This window comes from Acidovorax sp. SUPP2539 (genome assembly GCF_030158975.1).
Lineage (GTDB): Bacteria > Pseudomonadota > Gammaproteobacteria > Burkholderiales > Burkholderiaceae_C > Paracidovorax.
On record NZ_BQXJ01000001.1, the window covers coordinates 1,449,572 to 1,467,066 of the forward strand.

Genomic DNA, 17,495 nt, shown 5'->3' on the forward strand with positions numbered 1-17,495 from the left:
GTGAAAAGTGAGGGGTCTGAACGCGTGCCGCTTAGATCGGCTGCGTGGCAGGGGCCGGGGAGGCCGTCGCGGCGCCCTCGGGGTTCGTGACGGTGCACATGGCGCCCACGTAGCTGCGGGCGGGCGTGTCGGCCAGGCCCAGGCGCGAGCGGGTGGCGTCGTCCAGCGAGGCCACGTTGAACGAACCGGGCTTGCCCAGGCCGCCATTGGCATCGATCGCCATCATGTCCTTCATGCACATGCGGTTGGCTTCCACGCAGCGGTTCAGGATGGCGTCATACAGGCCGGGGGCCACGGTGGCCCAGCGGCGCACGGGGTCGCGTTCGCTGGGCTTTTCCAGCTGCAGGTAGCCGTCGCGGCCCAGTTCGCCGCCGGCGTCCTTGGCCTGCTTGACCCACTGGTCGAAGCCCGCCTGGTCCACGCCATGGAAACGGAAACGCATGCCCGAGAAGCCCGCGCCGCTGTAGTTGGCGGAGAAGCCCTCGAAGTTGCCTTGCGCGTTGATCACGGCGTGCAGCTTGGTTTCCATGCCCGGCATGGCGTAGATCTGTCCGGCCAGGGCCGGGATGTAGAACGAGTTCATGACCGTCGAGGCGGTGATCTTGAACTGGATCGGGCGGTCCACCGGCGCTGCGATCTCGTTCACCGTGGCGATGCCTTGCTCGGGATACAGGAACAGCCACTTCCAGTCCAGCGCGACGACCTCGATCACCAGGGGCTTGGCGCCTTCCGGCACGGCACGGCCTTCGCTGATGCGGTCCAGGGGGCGGTAGGGGTCCAGCTTGTGGGTGCTGACCCAGGTGATGGCCCCCAGGGCGATGATGATCGCCAGCGGCGCCGACCAGATGATGAGCTCCAGGCCCGTGGAGTGGTCCCAGTCCGGCTGGTACTCGGCCTCGGTGTTGGCCTGACGATAGCGCCAGGCGAACAGGAAGGTGAGGAAGATCACCGGCACGATGATCAGCAGCATCAGGACGGTCGAGACGACGATCAGATCGCGCTGCTGTGCGGCGATGTCGCCGGAGGGGCTGAGCACGACGGCATTGCAGCCGGCGAGCAGCGCGGCCGCGGGCACTGCGAGCAGTCCGCGAAGTCGGTGGGTGGAGGGCATACCGGGCAAGAAAGGTGGAAGGCGGCACGGATGGCCGCGGGAAGGCGTCGAATCTACGTGAAAACCATTGTGGTGTGAATGGGACGTTTTGTCCTACAGTGGGTTGCGGCTGCCAGAGACAGTTCACTGGCCCGCCAAAGCAAAAACTGCTGGTGCATTCAAAAAGGAGCACGCCGATGACCACATTGACACAGCATTTTCCCGGATCTTCATCGCGCGCCACCACGGAAGAAGACTCCCGGCCCGTACAGAACGGACACTCCCCCGTCGCTCCCGAGGAGATAGCGATCGGCGTGGTGATCGGCCGCGCTTCCGAGTATTTCGACTTCTTCGTCTACGGCATCGCTTCGGTGCTGGTCTTTCCCACCGTGTTCTTTCCCTTCGTGGACCGGCTGCAGGGCACGCTCTACGCCTTCGCCGTCTTCTCGCTGGCCTTCGTTGCACGCCCCTTCGGCACCGCGCTGTTCATGGCCATGCAGCGCCGCTGGGGCCGTGGCACCAAGCTGACGGCCGCGCTGTTCCTGCTGGGTTTTTCCACAGCCGGCATGGCTTTCCTGCCCGGGTATGAAAGCCTGGGGGCCTATTCCATCGTGCTGCTGGCCCTGTTCCGCATCCTGCAGGGGGTGGCGATGGGCGGTTCGTGGGACGGATTGCCCTCGCTGCTGGCGCTGAACGCGCCGGCCAGCCGCCGCGGCTGGTACGCCATGCTGGGCCAGCTGGGTGCGCCCACTGGCTTCATCATCGCCAGCGCCCTGTTCCTGTTCCTGCATGCCAGCCTGTCGACGGAAGACTTCATCTCTTGGGGCTGGCGCTATCCGTTCTACGTGGCCTTCGCCATCAACGTGGTCGCGCTGTTCGCCCGCCTGCGCCTGGTCGTGACGGATGAGTACACCAAGCTGCTGGAAGAGCGCGAACTGGAACCCACGCCCATCGGCGAGATGGTGCGCACCCAGGGCTACAACGTCTTCATCGGCGGCTTCGCGGCGCTGGCCAGCTACGCGCTGTTCCACCTGGTGACCGTGTTTCCCCTGTCCTGGGCGGCCCTGTACCCCGAGCAGCCGATCAACGACGTGCTGTTCGTGCAACTGATCGGCGGCGTGCTGGCCATCGGCAGCATGATCGCTTCCGGCGTGATCGCCGACCGCCTGGGCCGGCGCACCACGCTGGGCGTGCTGGCGGTGATGATCGCCGTGTACAGCGGGTTCGCGCCCGCGCTGATCGGCGGTGGCGCCGTGGCGTTGGATGCGTTCATCCTGATCGGTTTCGTGTTGCTGGGCTTGTCGTACGGCCAGGCGGCCGGCGCGGTGACGGCCAATTTCGCGTCCAAGTACCGCTACACCGGCGCGGCCTTCACCGCCGACCTGGCCTGGCTGGTGGGAGCGGCGTTCGCACCGCTGGTGGTACTGGGCCTGTCCGCACACTTCGGCCTGTTTGCGGTGAGCCTGTACCTGCTGTCGGCTGCGGCCTGCACGCTGGGGGCCTTGAGCGTCAATCGCATGATCGAACGGCGCGACTGAGATCGGGCCCACGCGGAGGGCGGGCCGGCGCACGGCGCCGTTCGCCACCGTGGGTTGGTGGTGTTTGCTATTGAAAAAGTAGCAGAATGCCCTAGAAGAATATGGGTTTCAGGCCATTTCGGCTTGAAACCCTTTTTTGTTGCTGCTTCCCTGGCGGGTTTGGCTGGAATGGCAGGTGGCCCGCCCGGGCGCACGTCTGAAGAGCATCCCGGGCAACCGGCAACCAACCGGTGGCCAGCCTCAATCCCGCGGTCGGAACCCGATGACGAGGGACGAGGGCACCCGCCCGTCCACATCGCGCGGCAGGGTCTCGGTCTTGTCCAGCGCGCGCATCACGGCGTCGTCCCAGGCCTTGTTGCCGCTCGATTTGGTGATGCGGGTGCCCACGATGGTGCCGTCGGGCGAGGCCCGCACTTCCACCTCGGTGCGCAGGTTGTCCGAAATGGCGTCGGGATAGACGATGTTCGGCTTGACCTTGGCGGCCACCTTGCCGCCGTAGCTGCCGGACGGGCCGGCACTGCGCTGGGCGTTGCCCGTGGCGGTTTCGCCGCCCGTGGCGCCGGCCAGGCCCTGCATGCGGCGCAGGTTTTCCTGGCGCAGGGCTTCGGCCTGCTTGTTCTGTGCGGCTTCGGCCTTGCGCTTTTCTTCCGCCTTGCGCTTGTCCTCGGCCTGTTTCTTCTGCTGCTCCTGGCGGTCCTGCTCGGCCTGCTTTTCGCGGCGCTCCTTCTCCGCCTTTTCGCGTTCCGCCTTGTCGGCCTTCTCGCGCTGTTCCTTCTCTTTTTCCTTTTGCAGGCGTTCCTTCTTGTCCTGCTCGGCCTGTTCCTTGCGCTCACGCTCGCGCTTTTCGCGCTCGGCCTGCTGCTGGCGTTCCTTCTTTTCCTGCTCCAAGCGCTTTTTCTCGCGCTCGATGGCGATGTCGGCTTCGCGCGTGTCGGGCTCCGCCTTCGGTGGCGGGGGCGGTGGGGGCGGCGGTGCCGGCGCCGGGGGCGGTGGGGGAGGAGCGGGGGTGGGCTCGGGCTGCGGCGTCGGCGGTGGTGGCACGTCGCGGGGCGCGGCCTGCTGCGGAATCCGATCCCAGATTTCCGCTTCCACGGCAGGCATGTCCGCGCTGGTCTTCCAGTTCACGCCCCAGGTCAGGGCGCCCAGCAGCGCCGCGTGCACGAGCACGGCCAGCGCCACGGCGCGCAGGCGCCCGGGCGGACGGGTGGGGGCGAACTGGTCGCGGTCGTTGGAGGCGTGCATGCGATCGAAAAAAGGCGAAAACGGTGCGGAGGATCGAGGGGCGGCGAGGGCCCCGTCAGCCGCCGGACTTGACCGACAGGCCTACGCGCTGCACGCCCGCCCTCTGCAACGCATCCATGGCCTTCACCACGGTTTCGTACGTCACGGTCTTGTCGGCGCTGATGAGGATGGGCGTATCGGGCGGCTGCGTGGCCTGCCAGGCCTTGGCAGCGGCGCCCAGGCCCTGCAGGGTGATCGGGCGCTCGGCATCGCCGGTCTTGAGCTGCAGGCTGCCGTCCTTCTGGATGATGACCTGGCCGAACGACTTGGGCGGCTTGGCGCCCTTGCCGACGGAGGGCACGTTGATGGCGCTGGGCGTGAGCATGGGCGCGGTCACCATGAAGATGATCAGCAGCACCAGCATCACGTCGATGAAGGGCACCATGTTGATTTCGTTGATGGTGCGGCGCCGGCCGCCGCCGCGTGAAGCCATTGCGGGCATGCTGCTGTCTCCTGTGCTGCTCAGTGGCCCGAGGCGGACGACGTGGGCTGCGCGCCCAGGTTGCGCTGCAGGATGTTGGAGAACTCCTCGATGAAGGTCTCCTGCTGGATGGCCACGCGGTCGATGTCGCGCGCGAAGCGGTTGTAGGCGATCACGGCCGGAATGGCGGCGAACAGGCCGATGGCCGTGGCGACCAGCGCTTCGGCGATGCCCGGGGCGACGGTGGCCAGGGTGACCTGCTCCATGCCGGCGAAGCCGGTGAAGGCATGCATGATCCCCCACACGGTGCCGAACAGGCCCACGTACGGCGAGACGGATCCCACGGAGGCGAGGAAGGACAGGCTGGACTCGACCACGTCCATCTCGCGCTGGAAGCTGGCGCGCATCGCGCGGCGGGCGCCGTCGAGCAGCGTGCCGGCGTCCGAGATGCGGCGCTCGCGCAGTTTCTGGTACTCGCGCATGCCGCTGGCGAAGATGCGTTCCATGGGGCCGGCGTTCTTGGCGTTCTGCGCGGCGCTGGAGTACAGGTCGTTCAGGCTGGTGCCCGACCAGAACTCGCGCTCGAAGTCTTCGTTGAGCGACTTCACGCGCTTCAGGGCGAACAGCTTGCGGAAGATCGCGGCCCAACTGGCCACGGACACGCCGATCAGCAGCAGCATGACGAGTTGCACCACCCAGCTGGCGTTGAGCACCAAATTCAGGATGGACATGTCTTGGGAGTTCATGATGAGAGTTGTTCCAGAAGGGGGCCCGGGATGCGTGCGGGACGCAGGGTGGCGGCATCGACCCATCCGATGCGGATGGTGCCTTCACACAGTAGCACGGGCTGGGATTCGATCATTTGCTCTGGTTTCAGGAGCGCTTGCTGGCGTATTGTCAGGGATGCGCGGCTACCCTCTTGCAAAGAGGCCGTAACAATCAGTTCATCGTCGAGGCGCGCCGGCCGCAGGTAGCGCAGGCGCGCGTCCGTTACGACAAACATGCCGCCCGTGAGTTCCCGCAGGTTCTGCTGCCCCAGGCCCAGCGAACGCAGCCATTCGGTGCGGGCACGCTCGAAGAATTTGAGGTAGTTGGCATAGAACACGATGCCACCGGCGTCGGTGTCCTCCCAGTAGATGCGCAGGGGCCACTCGAACGGGGCCGAGGCCCGAAGGGGAGCGTTCTCCGTTGCCATGCCGGCCTTCATCCGAGCAGCGTGCGCAGGCGCGCCACGGATTCTTCCAGCTGCGCCATCGAATTGGCCGTGGAAAAACGCACGAAGCGCTGCGGCTCGAATGCGCCGAAGTCGCGGCCCGGCGTGACGGCCACATGGGCGAGGCGCATCACCTCGTAGGCGAAGTCCCAGCTGCCCGAGACGCCCAGGCGCTCGGCGGCCTGCGTGCAGTTGGCCCAGGCGTAGAAGGCGCCGTCCGGCACCACGGGCACCGGCAGGCCCAGCGCCTGCAGCGCGGGAATGAAGTAGTCGCGCCGGGCCTTGAACTCGGCGCGGCGGCGCTCGTATTCGGCGATGCTCTCGGGCTCGAAGCAGGCGAGGGCGGCATGCTGCGACACGGTGCTGGCGCAGATGAAGAGGTTCTGCGCCAGCCGCTCGACCACCGGCACCATGGCCTCGGGCACGACCATCCAGCCCAGGCGCCAGCCGGTCATGTTGAAGTACTTGCTGAAGCTGTTGATGCTGATGACGTTCTCGTCGATGGCCAGCGCCGTGTGGCCGAAGCGTTCCTCGTACGACAGGCCCAGGTAGATCTCGTCGATCAGCGTCACCCCGCCGCGCGACTGCACGGCCGCATGGATGCGGCGCAGTTCCTCGGGCGCAATCGAGGTGCCGGTGGGGTTGGAAGGCGAGGCCAGCAGCACGCCGCGCGTCTTCGGACCCCAGGCCGCCTCGACCTTGGCGGCGCTCAGCTGGTAGCGCTCTTCTGCCGTGGTGGGGATCAGCACCGCCTTGCCTTCCGCCGCGCTCACGAAGTGGCGGTTGCACGGGTAGCTTGGGTCGGGCATGAGGATCTCGTCGCCCGCATCGATGAGGGCCAGGCACGCGAGCTGCAGCGCGGCAGAGGCCCCCGCCGTGACCACGATGCGCCGGGCCGGCACCTGCACGCCGAAGCGGTCGGCATACCAGCCGCTGATGCGCTCGCGCAGCGGCTCCAGGCCCAGGGCGTTGGTGTATTGCGTGGTGCCGCGCTGCACGGCACGGGCGGCCGCCTCCTGCACCAGCGGCGGCGCGGTGAAGTCGGGCTCGCCGATGTTCAGGAAGATCATCGGCTCGCGCGTGTCGGCGACCTCGCGCGCCAGGGCCTGGGCGGCCTTGGCCACTTCCATCACATAGAACGGTTCGATGCGCTCGGCGCGGGAGGAAAACTGCATGGAAAAGATTCCTGCCCGCGCGGCGCGGGCGTGGGGATGGGATGCCCGCCGGGGCACGGCGCGGGGGCGGGGCCGGACCGGCCCCGGGCGCTCAGGCGCCGTCCGCCGGGGCCTGCGGTGGCTGCACCGGGTTCGCGCCCTTGTCGGCCGCGACTTCGGTGGCGCGCAGCGTGGGAGCCAAGCCGTTGAGCACGCCGTTCACGTACTTGTGGCCGTCGGTGCCGCCGAACTCCTTGGCCAGCTCGATGCATTCGTTGATGACCACGCGCCACGGCACGTCCAGGCAGTGCTGGAACTCGTACACGCCGATCCACATGGCCGCGTGCTCGATGGGCGAGATCTCGGCCATCTTGCGATCGAGCTGCGGGGTGATCAAGGCGTCGAGCGCCTCGGCCGATTCGATGCAGCCGTGCAGCAGCGCGTCATAGTGGGCGGCATCGGCCTTGTGAAAGCCCGCCAGGTCGCGGGTGAAGGTGTCGATGGCGGTGGCGTCGTTGCGGCCCACCAGGTGCTGGTAGAGCGCCTGCAGCGCGAACTCGCGGGCGCGGCTGCGGTTGGATTTGGAAGCGGCTTTGCGGGCGCCGGTGCTGGTCACGCCGGTGCGCGCCTGCCGTGGCGGGCGCTTGGCGCCGCCGGGGTGCGAAGAGGTGGAATCGCTCACGACAGCTCCTCCAGCAGGTTGGCCATTTCCACGGCCACGCGGGCGGCGTCCTGGCCTTTTTCGGTCTGGCGGGCGATGGCCTGCTCCATGTTCTCGGTGGTGATGATGGCGTTGGCCACCGGCACGTGGTAGTCGAGCGAGATGCGGCTCACGCCCGCGCCCGATTCGTTGGCCACCAGTTCGAAGTGGTAGGTTTCGCCGCGGATGATGCAGCCCAGGGCGATCAACGCGTCGTATTCGTCGCGCTCGGCCATGGCCTGCAGGGCCACCGGCACTTCCAGCGCGCCGGGTACCAGCACGTGGTGGATGTGCTTTTCCTGCACGCCCAGCGCCAGCAGTTCGGCACGGCAGGCCGCGGCCAGGGTGTTGGTGATGCTCTGGTTGAAACGGGCCTGCACGATGCCGATGTGCAGCTTCTTGCCGTCGAGCTTGTCCGCTGTTCCTTTGTCTGCGCCAAACATGTCTTATTCCTTGGGAAGGTATCCGGTGATCTCGAGGCCGTAGCCCGCCATGCTGGGCATGCGGCGCGGCGGGCCCATCAGTTGCATCTTGTGCACGCCGCATTCGCGCAGGATCTGCGCCCCCACGCCGTAGGTGCGCAGATCCATGCGGCCGCGCTCGGGCGCGTGGGCCGAGCGGGCGCGGCCTTCGAACTGCTCCAGCAACTGCTCGGCGCTTTCGCCGCAGTTGAGCAGCACGGCCACGCCCTGGCCTTGGGCGGCGATGTATTGCAGGCTGCTGTCCAGCCCCCAGGAGTGCATGGAGCGGTTGACCTCCAGCGCGTCCAGCACCGACAGGGGCTCGTGCACGCGCACGGGCACGCTGTCGTCCGGGCCCCACTGGCCCTTGACGAGCGCCAGGTGCACGGCCTGGCTGGGTTCGTCGCGGAAGGCGTGGGCGGTGAACTCGCCGAAGGCGGTCTGCAGCGGGCGCGTGCCCACTTTCTGCACCAGCGATTCGTTGCGGCTGCGGTACTCGATGAGGTCGGCGATGGTGCCGATCTTGAGGCCGTGCTCGGCCGCGAAGATCTGCAGGTCGGGCAGGCGGGCCATCGTGCCGTCGTCCTTCATCACCTCGCAGATCACGGCGCTGGCGCTGCAGCCGGCCATGGCGGCCAGGTCGCAGCCGGCTTCGGTGTGGCCGGCGCGCATGAGCACGCCGCCGTCCACCGCCTGCAGCGGGAAGATGTGGCCGGGCTGCACCAGGTCGGCGGCCACGGCGTGGGGCGCCACGGCGGCCTGCACGGTGCGGGCGCGGTCGGCGGCGGAGATGCCGGTGGTCACGCCTTCCGCCGCCTCGATGGAGGCGGTGAACGCCGTGCCCATCTTGGTGCCGTTGCGGGCCACCATCGGGGCCAGCTTCAGCAGCTCGCAGCGTTCGCGGGTGAGGGTCAGGCAGATCAGGCCGCGGCCGAAGCGCGCCATGAAGTTGATGGCCTCGGGGGTGACGTGGTCGGCGGCCAGGACCAGGTCGCCTTCGTTCTCGCGGTCTTCCTCGTCCACGAGGATGACGATGCGCCCGGCGCGCATCTCGGCCACGATGTCTTGCACCGGCGAGATGGGCGCAGGGGTCAGGGGGGTGTTCATGGAGGGCAGGGCTTTCGGTGGGCCGCGCGGGTGGCGTGCACCGCACGCTGGTCCGGCCACGGCCCGGACGGAGCCGCCTCCAAAGAGCGGGCGGTGCGGCGCTGGCCGCACGGTGCGGGAGCGCTACGCGCCCCAAAGGCGGCGATTTTAGTCCACTTAGCGGACTTGGGGCGCGGGCGAGGCGGGCCGCGTCCGGACGCCCTCGCGCCCGGCCAGGGCACCGGCCACCATCACCCACGCCAGCAGCAGCAGGGACAGCAGTTTGAGGCCGCTGGCCACCGTCAGCACCGTGGGCCAGTGCGGGTGGTGCATGTGCAGCGTGGCGTAGTTTTCCACCAGGTCCGACAGCACCAGGGCCAGCATCGTCCAGTGGGCACGGCGGTAGAGCCAGCCCAGGGCCCAGCCCGGCGGTACGGCCCGCGCGACCAGCCGCCGCAGGGCCCAGGCCACCGGGTAGGCCAGCCAGAGCGCGTAGCTGGCGAGCAGGGCCCAGTCCCAGGCGATGGCGCGGCGCACGCTGTCGGTGCCGCCGCAGACCACGCCCCAGCCGGCGTGCCAGTGCGCCGTCACCTGAAAGCCCGAAGGCAGGCCCTGCACCCACCCCGGCGCCGACTGCAGGTCGCAGGCGGCTTGGCCGAACTGGAACGTGACGGCGAACAGCACGGCGGTGACGACCGCCAGCGCCACGCCCAGCCAGCGCCAGGGCTGCGTGCGCGGCACGGTGTTGGCGGGCACGGCGCCGTCTACCGGGCGGGCCGTGGGGTCGATGAAGTCGCTCGGAAAGCGCTCGCGTGCATTGAGGCCGGTCCAGACCCAGTAGGGGCAGTCGTAGGCCTGGTCGTGCATGGCCGTGAGCGGGTCGCCGGGCTGCAGCTGGCCCCGGTCCACGCGCAGGCCCTTGGCGAAGGCCTCGTCCACCATCCATTTCAGCGTGAGATTGGACAGCCCGTCGCGCGCGTACGAGCCGCCCACGTCGCTGTGCACGCCGCGGAACCAGCGCTGGTCGTAGCTGCGCCAGGGCCGCTCCCGCTCGGTGAAGTGCGGATCGGCGTAGCGCCGGGGCGAGTACTTGCTGCGCGATTCGTACAGCGACATGGCATGGCGCACGTTGGCGAACCGCTTGCGGGCGAACTCGGTGGAGTTGGTGATCTTGATGCCGCCCAGCAGCCCGCTGCCGATGGCCTCCACCGTGTCCCACACGCCCACGAAGTGCACGAGCGGCGTGCGGCCCAGCGAGAAGTTGTCGATCACGTCGCGCGCGAAGGCCTCGCGGCTCTTGGTGCCGGCCTGGTTCTTCTGACCGCTCGGAGCGAAATAGGTGCGCACCAGGGTTTCGATGAGCGGCAGGCCCTCGGTATGGATGAGGCCGTACATGTTGATCATGCCGGCCACCGCCCGCGCGGTGAACGCGCCGCGCGAGAAGCCGAACAGGTAGATGCGGTCGCCCGGCCGGTAGGTGTGCACGAGGAACTTGTAGGCCTCGGCGATGTTGGGGAACACGCCGCTGCCCAGCGCCAACCCGGCAAGTTGCCGCAGCTGGTTCCTGGCCTTGGACAGGATGCCGTCCGCCGGGAATTCATTGGTGGTGCCCACGCCGGGGTCGTAATAGACCAGTTGCGTGGGCTCGCTGCCCGATGCGTCCCGGCCCTTGCCGAGCATGCGCAGCAGCTTCACCACGTTGGTGTCCTGCTGGTTGCCCAGGATGTTGCCGGTGCCGTCGAACAGCAGCACGAGGTTGCGGCCCGGCTGCGCGGCCCATTGCTCGTCCGCGGTGATGCATTCGGCCAGGATGGCCTCGCGCGTGGGCGCGCGGTCGGCGGCGTCCGGGCCCGTGGCGTTGGCATGGGCGGCCGGTGTGGCCGGCGTGTCTTTGGCGTTCATGGTGTCCTCCCTCGCGTGGCGATGCGTGTCCGGGAGATTCTGGGCGAGGAACGCGCGCCACAGCAAGGGTGCCCGCCCCATGGGGGCGCGGAGCGGGCCCGGGTTCAGATCATTTCAGCCGGCTTCAGATGCCGGGCGCTTCCAGCCGCACGTCGCTCACCGGGTAGGCCACGCAGGGCAGCACGCAGCCCTCGGCGCGCTCCTCCGGGGACAGGCCGGGCCATTCGATGGCGTAGCGCACCTCGCCTTCGGCCAGCAGGCCGATGCAGGTGCGGCAGGTGCCGTTGCGGCACGAACTGGGCCAGTCGATGCCGCCTTGCTCCAGCGACAGCAGCAAGGGCTGCTCGGGCCAGGCATCGCACTGGGTGCCGTCGTCGCCGACGCGGGCGGTGAAAAAGGGAACGGAAGAAGGGTCACTCATGGCGAACGGCCTCAGGAGGGCGGTGAACGAGAGGGTTAGGGATGAAAAAGGCCTCCAGTGCAATCAACACTAGGGCATGTCGCTATGTTTTTAATAGCATTCATGGGCCGTAGCGCTGAGCACACTGGGTTGCCTAAAAAGAAGGCAGTCGAGCGGTAGGCGTTCAAAATCAACGACTTGGCGTCGCCATACAGGGCTTGTCCCGAGTTATCCACATGATTGTCCAGCGGCACCAGGGATAACCACAGCCCTGTGGGCAACCGGGTGCCTAAAAATGAGGCGGCGCATCGGTTTCCATGCAAAATCAACGGCTTGGCGTCGCCATACAGGCGTTGTCCCGGGTTATCCACATGATTGTCCAGTGCGGGCAGGGATAACCCGAGGGGCCTTTCAGGCGCCGACCTTGACGCCTTTCCAGAACGCGAAGCGGCCGCGGATCGACTCGGCTTCGGGCTTGGGGTCGGAATAGGTCCAGACGGCGTCGGGGTTCAGTTCGCCGTTGACCAGCAGCGACCGGTAGGTGGCCTGGCCCTTCCAGGGGCACATGGTCTTGTGGTTGCTGAAGGTGAAGTATTCCGGCTTCAGCGCGCTTTCGGGGAAGTAGTGGTTTCCCTCGACCAGCACGGTGTCGTCGCTCTCGGCGACGGTCACGCCGTTCCAGATGGCTTTCATGGGGGTGGTCCTTTGCAATGAAAAAAATGCGGGCTGAACTGATGGAATGGAGATCGCGCGAGCAGCCATCCATGAATCGCAGGCCATGGGCCGGGGCGCGGCAGCGCGTTGAAGGCCGGACGATGGGCCGTGGCAACGCGTCGCGGTCTTGCCAGAAGAGCACCTTACCCGAATTTGCTTGCGTCCTTGTCGTCGCCGCTGCCACCACGCGGCAGCAGTGCCCAGCCCCTGTTCCGCCCGGCTCAGGGCCGCAGGTCGGGCGATGGCGTGAGCGGCATCCCTTGCGCGCGTGCCGCCGCCTCCTGCGCCGCCATGGCCCGGACGAATGCGGGCCGCTCGCGCAGGCGGGCCCAATAGGCCGCCACGGCGGGCGGGAACGCGGCGGCCAGCGCCAGGTGCTCGGCCAGCAGCAGCGCATAGCCCACCGACACATCCGCCGCCGTGAAGCGCCCGGCGCACAAGTAGGGCTGCTGTGCCAGCCGAGGTTCCAGCGTGCGCAGCCGCGCCAGGAACCAGCGGGCGTAGTCGTCGGCCACCTGGGGGCTGCGGCGTTCTGCCGGCTCGAAATACCGGTAGCGCAGCACCAGGGTCTGCGGGAAGGTGAGCGTGGTTTCGCCGAAATGCAGGTCGTTGAGATAGCGGCCGAAATCGCGTTCGCCCACCTCGACCTGCAGGGGAGTGGGGGCGTGGCGCGCGCACAGGTACTGGCACATGGCGGCGGATTCGGTCATGCGCGTATCGCCATCGACTAGCAGCGGCACGGTGCCCAGCGGGTTCTCGCTGAGGAATTCGCGCGCGTGGACACGCGGCGGGAACGGCAGCACCTGCAGCGCATACGGCGCATTCAGCTCTTCCAGCATCCACAAAGGGCGAAAAGAGCGTGCGCTGAGGCAGTGATGGAGCGTGAGCATGGACGTGTTCCCGGCGGTGCCGCCGCCATCGATGAAGAGGAGGCCACCAGCTTAGGGGCGGTGCCGGGCGCTGCTGCGACAACGCGTTCGCAAAAGCTGCCAATGTGTTGGCAGGGCGCTGCGTGCCGGGGCACCGGTCCGCGCCGTCCAGGGGATCAGGACAGGCCGTGGCTGTCCACCCACGCGGCCAGCGCCTGCGCGCTGCGGAACTCGTCGCAGGCGCGGGCCGGCACCCCGGGGTAGCGTGCGTTCCACATTTTGGCGAGCGCCTGGCCCGGGCCCACCTCGACCACGCAGCGCACGCCGCGCGCATGCAGGTTGTCCATGCACTCGTCCCAGCGCACGGTGCGGGCGATCTGCGCCGCCAGTGCGTCGCGGGCCTGCGGCACGCTGGCGATGCGGTCTGCCGCGTTGCTGAACAGGGCCGTGCGCGGGCGGGCGAAAGCCGTGCCCTCCAGCACCTGGCGAAAGGCATCGGCCGCCGGTTGCAGGGTCGGCGTATGCGAGGCCACGCCCACGCGCAGGCGCGTGCAGTGGCCGCCTTGGGCCGTGGCCAGCGCTTCGGCGCGGTCCAGCGCGGCCAGCGCGCCGCCCAGCACCACGCTGTCCGGGCCGTTGCGGATCGCCACGGCCAGGCCGGTGTCGCGCACCAGGGCGTCGATGGCGGCCGGTGCCATGCGGCTCACGCCGATCAGGCCGCCGGGGTGGCCGGCGGCGCAGCGGTCCATGGCCTCGGCGCGCGCCTGGGCGAGCGACAGCGCGGTGCCGGCATCGAACACGCCGGCTGCACTGAAGGCGGCCAGCTCGCCCACGCTGTAGCCCGCGACGGCGGCCGGTGGGGGCAGCAACGGGGCCAGGGCGTCCCATGCGGCCAGGGCCAGGCCGGTGAGCAGCACCTGTGCGTGGGCATTGCGCGCGGCCCAATCGGCGTCCTGCAGTGCGGCGCGCCAGTCGCGCACGCCGAGGCGTTCGTTCACCGCGCGCACCGGGGCGCCGTCGGCCAGCCAGGGCAGCATGCCGGGGTGCTGCATGCCCTGACCCGAAAACACCAGGGCATAGCTCATGGTGCGCTGCCTGCCGGTGGCGCCATGCGGACCACCCAGCAGGCGGCGGCCAGCAGGTCGGCCGAACCGCCGGGCGACAGGCGCCGTGCGACGAAATCACGGCCGATGGCGTGGGCGGCCTCCAGGCCGCCGGGCCGCCCGGCGCCGCCCGCGGCCAGAAAGCCCCGCGCACAGGCCTGGGCGTGGCGCAGGCCTTCCAGGCCGCCCCGGTGGGCGAGGTTGCTGTCGTCCAGCACGGCCATCACGGAAAACAGTGTGTCCACGCGCGCCTGCTGCACGCCGAGCCCGCGGGCGAGCCCATGGCGCAGCGCGGGCACTGCGGTGTCGAACAGCACGGGAAAGCCGAGCGCGGCCTCCTGTGCCGCGCCGCGCAGGCCGTGGCGCGCCGCGGCGATGCCGCCAGGCAGCCGCGGCGCGCGCAGCGTGCGTTCGGCGCGCTCTGCCAGCGCCGCGCCCCAGTGGCGGCGCAGCGCCTCGCGCAGCGCGGCGGGCTGCAGGGGCGTGCCCTCGCGCGCCAGCGCCCCCGCCGCGGCGCACAGCAGGCCCAGCGTGAAGATCGCGCCCCGGTGGGTGTTGACGCCGCCGGTGGCCGCCACCATGCGCGCTTCGGCCTCGATGCCGCAGCGCTCCAGCGCCGGGAACCCTTCGCCGGCATGGCCCAGCGCGGCGATGCGCACGAAATAGCCTCGCAGCGCGAACAGGCTGCGCATGAAGGTGCGGGCATCCATGTCGGCGTGGCTGCCGTTGTCGGTGAGGGTCACCAGCCCAGGTTTGGGCGACAAGGCCAGTTCGTCGTAGAGCGACAGCGTGGCGGCGCGGCCGATGGTGTGCGGGGCCGGGCCTGGGCCGGGGCCTGGGCGCGGGGCACTGGCGGGCCGGCGCAGTGCGTTGGCGGTCATGGCATCGGCTCCTGCACCGGTTCCTCTGCCGGTTCCGTGGCCGGCCAGAAGGGCGCTTGCGCCAGCGCGGCGCCGGCCAGGCGCTTGACCATCACGGCCTTGCCGCGGCCTGCACGCCAGGCGCTCCATTCGCGCCAGGCCACGGCGGCGCCGTTGGCGAACAGCAGTTCCCCGTCGAGCCGGGGCTGCGCCTTCGGGAAGGCGAGCAGGCAGGCGGCGACGGCATCGGCCTGCATGGGGCCGGCCACGCCGATGCACAGGTCGGCGTCGGAGCCGCTGCGCAGGTGGTCCAGCCCGGTGATGAGCTGCCAGCCGTGGCTGCCGTAGATGCGGGCCGCCACGCCGCAGGCCTGCAGCGCCTCGCCCAGGCGGCCCCAGGCGGCCTTCGATCCGGTCGGCATCAGCGGCTGGGCCAGCAGGGCCGGGGGGAAGGCGTCGAAGTAAAGGATGTCTTCGCGCGCCACGCGCAGCGCCAGGCGGCGCCGTGCCCAGCGGCCGGGGGCCGGCAGGCCCAGCGCGATGCTGCCGTCCGGGCCGGGCGGCTGGGTGGTCACCACGAGCGGAAGGCGCCGCGCGGCCCAGTGATCGAGGCACTCGCGGGCCTCGCCGTCCCAGGGCAGGGCGAGCTGGCGCTGCCAGCCGGCATCGGACAGGCAGGCGAGCTGGTGGCGCTGCAGGGGCAGGGCGGTGGCCATGGGCGTGGGTGCGTGAAAGGGGGGCGTCCCGTGCTCAGGCCGCGTCCAGCACGCGCTGCGCCACGGCGGCGGCGAGCTGGCGGCCGCCGCGCGCGGCGCCGTCCCGGGCTCGCACGTCGTCGGTGGGCGTGTGGGCCAGGGCCTCGCGCAGCGCGGCGGCCAGGTCGCCTTCCCACAGCGCGCGCACGCCGCCCATGGCCACGTAGTTGTCCACACCGGGGGCGAACACGGGGTTGGACTGCGACAGCTCCGTGAGCCGGGCCTCGGGCAGCTTGGTCACTCGCGCCATGGCGGGAATGCGCATCACGCGGATCTCGGCCTCGGGCAGTGCGTAGCAGGCGTCGGCGATCAGGCCCGAGGTGATGAAGCCGCCCGAGAGCGCCTGGTCGTAGACCAGCCCGACCACGCGGTGGCCGTGCCGGCGCGCGAGGTCGATGGCCATTCCCAGGTGCGCCATGGCGCGGTTGATGCCCAGCAGTTCGTCGCGCCGGCGCAATTGCTGGCCCTGCGTGTCGATGAGCAGCAGGATGGCGCGGCCGGGGTGCTGCGCCACGGTGTCCAGCACCGCGCGGGCCTGGGCCAGCGCCAGCCGCACGCCGATGGGCGCATGGTTTGTGGTGCCGATCACGGCCAGGGGCTGGCCGTCGAAGGTGGGCGTGCCCAAGAGCAGGTCGCCATCGGCCACGATGCCGTGCTGCGCGCCGAAGAGCCTTTCGGCCAGGGTGTTCCATTGCATGTCGGTTCCTTCTCGTTCGTTGCTGCGGGTTCAGGCCGGGCGCAGGCCCTGCACCGCCGCCACGTCCAGCTCGGGCACGCGGGCGGCATCGGCCACGCCCAGGGCCTGCCACAGCGCGGTGGCGTCGTCGGCGGGGGCATCGTCCGGGAGGTGGTCCAGCGCGGCCACGCGGGCGGCCAGCAGCGCGTGTTCGGCCTCCAGCGCCGCCGGCGTGACGGGCCGCGCGGCCCCGATCGCGGCGATGGCGGCGGCCCGGAAGGCGGCCACGTCGTCCTCCACCAGCGCGTCGCAGTCGCCCGTGAGCCAGCGGTGCTTGCCGCCGCTGGTGCGCCACACCAGGGCGCGGTCGCGCGCGTCGTATTCCTCCACGCCGTGCGAGGCCTCGATCACCTCGGGGCCCGACATGGCGAGGCGGCCCATGTCGCTCATCACCACGTGGTCGGCGCAGCGCGCCACGATGCCCATGCCGCCGAAGCAGCCGTTGGCGCCGCCGATCAGCACCACCACCGGGATGCCGGCGGCGCGCACATCCAATACGGCGCGCATGACCTCCGAGACGGCGATCAGCCCGGCGTTGGCCTCGTGCAGCCGCACGCCGCCGGACTCGGCCAGCAGCAGCACGGCCGTGGGCCGGTCGCGCAGCGCGCGCCGCAGCAGGCCCACGAGCTTGGCGCCGTGCACTTCGCCCACGCCGCCGCCCATGAACTCGCCCTCCTGCGCGGCCACGAAGATGGGCCGCCCGCCCAGCGTGGCGCGGCCGACGGCCACGCCGTCGTCGAAGGCCGAGGGCACGCCCAGTTGCGCCAGGTGCGGGCTGGTCACGCGCTCGGCCGGCGGCAGCCATTCATGGAAGCTGCCGGGATCCAGCAGGTGGGCCAGGCGCTCGCGCGCGCTGCATTCCGCGTAGCTCAAACTCATGATCGCGCTCCCGGCAGTTCGGCCACGGCCTGGTCGAGCCGCAGCCCCACCACGGCGGGCGTGGCGCCCATGTCGTTGATGGCGATGCGCACGCCGGCCAAGGCGTGGCGCGCATGGAAGTCGTCCAGCACCGCCTGCCAGATCGGGCCGAAGCCGCGCGCGGAGGTTTCCACGCGCACCGAGCAGCCGGTGCCGCTGTCGGGCTCCAGCAGCACCTCGAGGTTGCCGGAGCCGACCACGCCGACCAGCACGGGGGCGAAGGGGCCTGTGGGGCGGCCGCCGGGGAAGGAAAAGTCCAGGGTTTCGAGCCCTGCGGGAATGTCGCTCATGGGG

20 protein-coding genes are annotated in these 17,495 nt (G+C 69.8%); 1 reads left to right on the forward strand and 19 read right to left on the reverse strand.

The window, feature by feature from the left end:
* Positions 1-31: 31 nt before the first annotated feature.
* A complete protein-coding gene (gene cyoA, locus AVTE2539_RS06610) occupies positions 32-1,111 on the reverse strand; it encodes a ubiquinol oxidase subunit II (RefSeq protein WP_284409054.1) in 1,080 nt (359 codons plus the stop codon).
* 176 nt (positions 1,112-1,287) lie between these two features.
* On the opposite strand from cyoA, the gene AVTE2539_RS06615 reads away from it, so the two are divergent.
* Positions 1,288-2,628 carry an MFS transporter gene (locus tag AVTE2539_RS06615; RefSeq protein WP_284399458.1) on the forward strand — a complete coding sequence of 447 codons (1,341 nt, stop codon included), beginning with the start codon at positions 1,288-1,290 and terminating at the stop codon, positions 2,626-2,628.
* A 240-nt stretch (positions 2,629-2,868) separates the two neighbouring features.
* Here the strand turns inward: AVTE2539_RS06615 and tolA are convergent, their stop codons facing one another.
* The 18 genes from tolA to mdcC all read right to left on the reverse strand — a co-directional run bounded on the left by tolA (position 2,869) and on the right by mdcC (position 17,491).
* Positions 2,869-3,870, reverse strand: coding sequence for a cell envelope integrity protein TolA (tolA, locus tag AVTE2539_RS06620; protein WP_284409056.1), 1,002 nt, complete (start codon positions 3,868-3,870; stop codon positions 2,869-2,871).
* Between the two features lie 55 nt (positions 3,871-3,925).
* Positions 3,926-4,351, reverse strand: coding sequence for an ExbD/TolR family protein (locus AVTE2539_RS06625; RefSeq protein WP_272564068.1), 426 nt, complete (start codon positions 4,349-4,351; stop codon positions 3,926-3,928).
* Between the two features lie 20 nt (positions 4,352-4,371).
* Entirely contained in the window at positions 4,372-5,076 is a 705-nt protein-coding gene (tolQ, locus tag AVTE2539_RS06630; protein ID WP_272564067.1) for a protein TolQ, read from the reverse strand.
* The gene (locus tag AVTE2539_RS06635; RefSeq protein WP_284409061.1) at positions 5,073-5,525 is read right to left on the reverse strand and encodes a YbgC/FadM family acyl-CoA thioesterase; all 453 of its coding nucleotides are present in this window, start codon (positions 5,523-5,525) and stop codon (positions 5,073-5,075) included. Before AVTE2539_RS06635 ends, tolQ begins: the two co-directional genes overlap by 4 nt.
* Before the next feature lie 8 nt (positions 5,526-5,533).
* Positions 5,534-6,718 carry a pyridoxal phosphate-dependent aminotransferase gene (locus AVTE2539_RS06640; protein ID WP_284409063.1) on the reverse strand — a complete coding sequence of 395 codons (1,185 nt, stop codon included), beginning with the start codon at positions 6,716-6,718 and terminating at the stop codon, positions 5,534-5,536.
* Positions 6,719-6,809: 91 nt separating this feature from the next.
* Entirely contained in the window at positions 6,810-7,379 is a 570-nt protein-coding gene (gene nusB / locus AVTE2539_RS06645; protein ID WP_284399471.1) for a transcription antitermination factor NusB, read from the reverse strand.
* The gene (ribH, locus tag AVTE2539_RS06650) at positions 7,376-7,840 is read right to left on the reverse strand and encodes a 6,7-dimethyl-8-ribityllumazine synthase (protein ID WP_284409065.1); all 465 of its coding nucleotides are present in this window, start codon (positions 7,838-7,840) and stop codon (positions 7,376-7,378) included. Before ribH ends, nusB begins: the two co-directional genes overlap by 4 nt.
* Before the next feature lie 3 nt (positions 7,841-7,843).
* Positions 7,844-8,965 carry a bifunctional 3,4-dihydroxy-2-butanone-4-phosphate synthase/GTP cyclohydrolase II gene (ribBA, locus tag AVTE2539_RS06655; protein WP_284399476.1) on the reverse strand — a complete coding sequence of 374 codons (1,122 nt, stop codon included), beginning with the start codon at positions 8,963-8,965 and terminating at the stop codon, positions 7,844-7,846.
* Between the two features lie 156 nt (positions 8,966-9,121).
* On the reverse strand, positions 9,122-10,846 hold the full coding sequence (locus tag AVTE2539_RS06660) for a T6SS phospholipase effector Tle1-like catalytic domain-containing protein (RefSeq protein WP_284409066.1): 1,725 nt from the start codon (positions 10,844-10,846) through the stop codon (positions 9,122-9,124).
* A 124-nt stretch (positions 10,847-10,970) separates the two neighbouring features.
* Complete coding sequence (locus tag AVTE2539_RS06665; RefSeq protein WP_284399480.1) at positions 10,971-11,267, reverse strand: 2Fe-2S iron-sulfur cluster-binding protein; 297 nt, start codon at positions 11,265-11,267, stop codon at positions 10,971-10,973.
* Between the two features lie 390 nt (positions 11,268-11,657).
* Positions 11,658-11,939 (reverse strand): DUF427 domain-containing protein, encoded by a 282-nt coding sequence (locus AVTE2539_RS06670; protein ID WP_284409068.1) that lies wholly within the window; start codon positions 11,937-11,939, stop codon positions 11,658-11,660.
* A gap of 242 nt (positions 11,940-12,181) precedes the next feature.
* Positions 12,182-12,850, reverse strand: coding sequence for a glutathione S-transferase family protein (locus AVTE2539_RS06675; RefSeq protein ID WP_284409070.1), 669 nt, complete (start codon positions 12,848-12,850; stop codon positions 12,182-12,184).
* Between the two features lie 155 nt (positions 12,851-13,005).
* Positions 13,006-13,914: an ACP S-malonyltransferase gene (locus tag AVTE2539_RS06680; RefSeq protein WP_284409072.1), complete on the reverse strand. Its 909-nt coding sequence runs from the start codon at positions 13,912-13,914 to the stop codon at positions 13,006-13,008.
* Positions 13,911-14,813, reverse strand: a complete 903-nt coding sequence (gene mdcB, locus AVTE2539_RS06685; RefSeq protein ID WP_284399498.1) for a triphosphoribosyl-dephospho-CoA synthase MdcB — start codon at positions 14,811-14,813, stop codon at positions 13,911-13,913. The genes AVTE2539_RS06680 and mdcB overlap by 4 nt, the downstream gene beginning before the upstream one ends.
* Positions 14,810-15,508, reverse strand: coding sequence for a malonate decarboxylase holo-[acyl-carrier-protein] synthase (mdcG, locus tag AVTE2539_RS06690; protein WP_284409074.1), 699 nt, complete (start codon positions 15,506-15,508; stop codon positions 14,810-14,812). Before mdcG ends, mdcB begins: the two co-directional genes overlap by 4 nt.
* A gap of 34 nt (positions 15,509-15,542) precedes the next feature.
* Entirely contained in the window at positions 15,543-16,244 is a 702-nt protein-coding gene (locus AVTE2539_RS06695) for a biotin-independent malonate decarboxylase subunit gamma (RefSeq protein ID WP_284409076.1), read from the reverse strand.
* Between the two features lie 30 nt (positions 16,245-16,274).
* Positions 16,275-17,162 carry a biotin-independent malonate decarboxylase subunit beta gene (locus tag AVTE2539_RS06700; RefSeq protein ID WP_284409078.1) on the reverse strand — a complete coding sequence of 296 codons (888 nt, stop codon included), beginning with the start codon at positions 17,160-17,162 and terminating at the stop codon, positions 16,275-16,277.
* Positions 17,159-17,491 carry a malonate decarboxylase acyl carrier protein gene (gene mdcC / locus AVTE2539_RS06705; RefSeq protein ID WP_284403407.1) on the reverse strand — a complete coding sequence of 111 codons (333 nt, stop codon included), beginning with the start codon at positions 17,489-17,491 and terminating at the stop codon, positions 17,159-17,161. Before mdcC ends, AVTE2539_RS06700 begins: the two co-directional genes overlap by 4 nt.
* Positions 17,492-17,495 lie beyond the last annotated feature (4 nt).